Source organism: Jeotgalibacillus sp. ET6 (genome assembly GCF_029667115.1).
GTDB lineage: Bacteria > Bacillota > Bacilli > Bacillales > Jeotgalibacillaceae > Jeotgalibacillus.
The window spans coordinates 1-277 of the sequence record NZ_JARUIU010000074.1; the positions used below are offsets into that span (position 1 = coordinate 1).

At 42.6% G+C, this 277-nt stretch carries 1 pseudogene; it reads right to left on the minus strand.

Going from position 1 to position 277, the window contains the following annotated elements:
* Positions 1–193: pseudogene (locus tag P6709_RS19885) on the minus strand (hypothetical protein); the annotation flags it as partial.
* Positions 194–277: the final 84 nt, after the last annotated feature.

Genomic DNA, 277 nt, shown 5'->3' on the forward strand with positions numbered 1-277 from the left:
ATATTTCAATCTTCAATCCCTTAGCGGCTTGTTCTCCGATTCCGCTTTGAACAAGCTCCATCATGTAGTAAAAGCCCCTCGAAGTTTCTGCATCGACTTTATAGGTCTCCATTGCTTGCTGTGCTGTTAAGAGCAGCGCTTCCTCTATGCTTTTCTTATCCCATAAAAGTGTATCGTCCAAGATCGTATTCAAAAGGAGCATCTTCTTTAGTTTGCCTTTTCGCTGCAGCTTCGAATAAAGCGCTTGAAATTCTTCCTCCGTCAGTAAATCCACTAC